2 protein-coding genes are annotated in these 2,737 nt (G+C 58.1%); both read right to left on the bottom strand.

The features are described 5' to 3' along the window. Nucleotides 1-377 (bottom strand): ABC transporter permease (locus tag V3W31_00375; GenBank protein ID MEE9613393.1); only part of this gene is annotated, 377 nt, incomplete at its 3' end. Between the two features lie 9 nt (nt 378-386). Continuing rightward, on the bottom strand, nt 387-2,609 hold the full coding sequence (locus tag V3W31_00370; GenBank protein MEE9613392.1) for an ABC transporter substrate-binding protein: 2,223 nt from the start codon (nt 2,607-2,609) through the stop codon (nt 387-389). Nucleotides 2,610-2,737: the final 128 nt, after the last annotated feature.

The following is a 2,737-nucleotide window of genomic DNA, read 5'->3' as shown; positions in this document are numbered from 1 at the left end:
ATCCCGATTATAAAGGTGGGTATGGCTATGGCGAGGCTCGGCCACATCCTTTCTCGTATCTCCCGGCCGATGTCGATGTTGTTCCTGTCCGACCTGCCGAAGTCGAACCAGAGGAGCGGGGCGGACTTTTGGAAAAATATGGTCTGCGTTACGATCGAGAAGCCGTCTTCCTTTGTGTTAACGAAGGCCGGGAGGTTGTAGCCGTTATCGCGCTTCCAGTTCTCTATCGCCTCCGGGGTCACGCGCTTCTCGCCGAGGATGGTCCTCGCCATGTCGTCGGGCGTGTTGACGCGGAAGAAGAGGAGGGCCGTCAGGAGGTTCACCCCGATCAGTATCGGCACGGCGTAGAGTATCCTTCTTATGATGTATGAGAGCATCTCTTTTCCTTACTTCCCTTTCTTTCCGAGCCCGAGCCTTCTCCTTATCGACACTATCGCCGGTACGGAGCCTGCCACGAGGACCATGGCGGTTACGGCGATGGGGATGAAGTTGGGCCTGTTCCACTTATGTCTCCGCTCTTCCCTGAGCCCGGTGTCCAGCTTCCTGTACTTAATGGTGTTATTGGCCATGGAGTTGCTCTTGAGGTTTCCCATCCACGAGTGGCTCAAGCTGAAGGCCACGGGGTGGTATCCCCACATCCAGGGCGAGTCTTCCTGCAGGAGTAAGACCATCTCGCGCACTATCCGGAGCCTCTCCGGGGAGTTGTCCATGTTCTCCATCTTCTTGAAGAGGCTGTCGAAGCGCGGGCTCGCGTAGTTCGACGAGTTCTCGCCGTGGTGTTTTACCTTGCCGCTCGGGCCGTGCAGGAGAAAGAAGAAGTTTTCCGGGTCCGGGTAGTCGGCGTTCCAGCCGAGGAAGTAGATCTGTAAATTTCCCTTTTGCATTTTCTCCTGGAAGCGGTTGTAGTCGGTGGTGCGGTTTTCGAGTTGAATGCCGAGGAGCCTGAGCCGTTTTACTATCCAGTGTATCGTGGGTTTCGATTCCGCGCCGGTCCAGGCGTTGTCGAAGTTTATGACGAGCGGGCGGCCTTCTCTGTCGCGGCCTCCGGGGTAGCCGGCCTCGGCAAGGAGTTTTTTCGCCTCGTCTATCGATTTTTTGGTGGGCCTCTGCCGCTCCTCGTCCCAGTCGTAGAGGTACGGGTTCATGCCTTCTTTTCCCTTCAGGTGGCCGAAGATGCCCGGCGGCAGCGGGCTCATGGCAGCGATGCCCCGGCCGTTACTGAATATCTCGATGAACTCCTCCCAGTCGAGTGCGATGGATATGGCCCGGCGGAGTTTTTTCCTCTCCGGCGTGTAGCCGCCTACCGTATCGTCGAGCATGTTGAAGCCCATGTAGTAGGTGGTGGGGCGGACGGAGGTTATGAGTTTTATATCCTTCTCTTTTATGAACTCCGTTATCTCGGCCCTGCCTTCGGCCGACATGTTGACGGCCTGGTCGAAGCTGTCGGAGCTTATGCCCGAGTTGTCGTAGTAGCCCTGGAGGAACTTGTTCCAGCGGGGGATGGCCTCCTTTTCGAGCTTGAAGACTATGCGTTCTATGAAGGGCATGGCCCGGCCCGCGTCTTCCAGGAGGCCTTTCTCTCCGTCGCCCTCCTCTCCGTCTGCGGGGTAGGGCTCGCCGCGGAAGTTAGGGTTACGGGCGAGGACGAGCTCCATGTTTTCGTTAAAGGTCTCCATCATGTAGGCGCCCGTGCCTACGGGGTAGCGGTCGATGCTGATGTTCCGGTCGGCGAGCGGCCCCTGCTTGTAGAAGCGGACGGCCTCCTCGGGTACGGGAGAGAAGAACGGCATGGCCAGCCAGTAGGCGAACTGAGGGTACTTGCGCTTGAGGATGATCTTGAAGGTGTGGTCGTCGATCCGCTCGATGCCGGGGAGCGGGTACTTCTTGTAGTCGAGTATTATGGGGTTCGCCCGCTCGTCGAGCGTCTGGCTGTAGGCCGCCCCGGCTTTTTCTTTCCGCGCGGCACGGGTCTCTTCGAGCTCTTTGGTAAGGGCTACGGCGTACTCGTCGAGCCCGAGGATATAGTCGGTGAGTATCGGAAGGATGGGGCAGTGGAGCTGCGGGTCGGCCATACGCATTATCTCGTAGATGAAGTCGTCGGAGCTGAGCTCCCTGGTGCCGGTTTCGGAAAAATGCTTTATCTGGGTTATGCCCGCGAGGTCGGCTTCGGTGAGCTTCGCGTAGAGGAGGTTGCCGTCGGAAGTTTTCGCGAACGCCGGGTGCGGCTGGTACATGACGCCTTTTTTGACCTTGATCTCGTATGTTGCGCGGTGGACCTTCTCGGGCGACACCTCCTGCGGGAGTCTGTTTCCGCTCTTGTCGAAGTAGGCGGGTACGGGGACGGCCTCGCCCGAGAGCGGGACCAGTTCGTACGGGCGCCGGAGGTAGTGGTACTGCACGAGCGGCTCGTATATCTGGGCGAGGAAGTCGTACTCGCTCGAGAAGTAGGAGCGGGCCGGGTCGAGGTGTTTCGGCGGTTCGTCGAAGGTGGTGTAGAATATCTCCTCGCCCTTCTCGCTCGCGCGATAGGGGTTATTCGGCGTGCACGCCGAGACCACGATTACGAGGACCACCGCGACTATGTATGGGGAATAAGGGCGTTTTTTCAAGCCGTTCACCTTTACCTGATTATCCGGAAGATTTTAGCCGATTGGGGGGGGATTTACAAGTCGAAGGATTTGTGGGGATAAGTCCTTCGAGGGGGGAGTCAGGCGAATACTATCACTTCTTCACACTG

The organism is Thermodesulfobacteriota bacterium, from assembly GCA_036482575.1.
GTDB lineage: Bacteria > Desulfobacterota > GWC2-55-46 > GWC2-55-46 > JAUVFY01 > JAZGJJ01.
The sequence above is the reverse complement of the archived record's forward strand: the minus strand, read 5'-3'. Positions and strand labels throughout refer to the sequence as shown.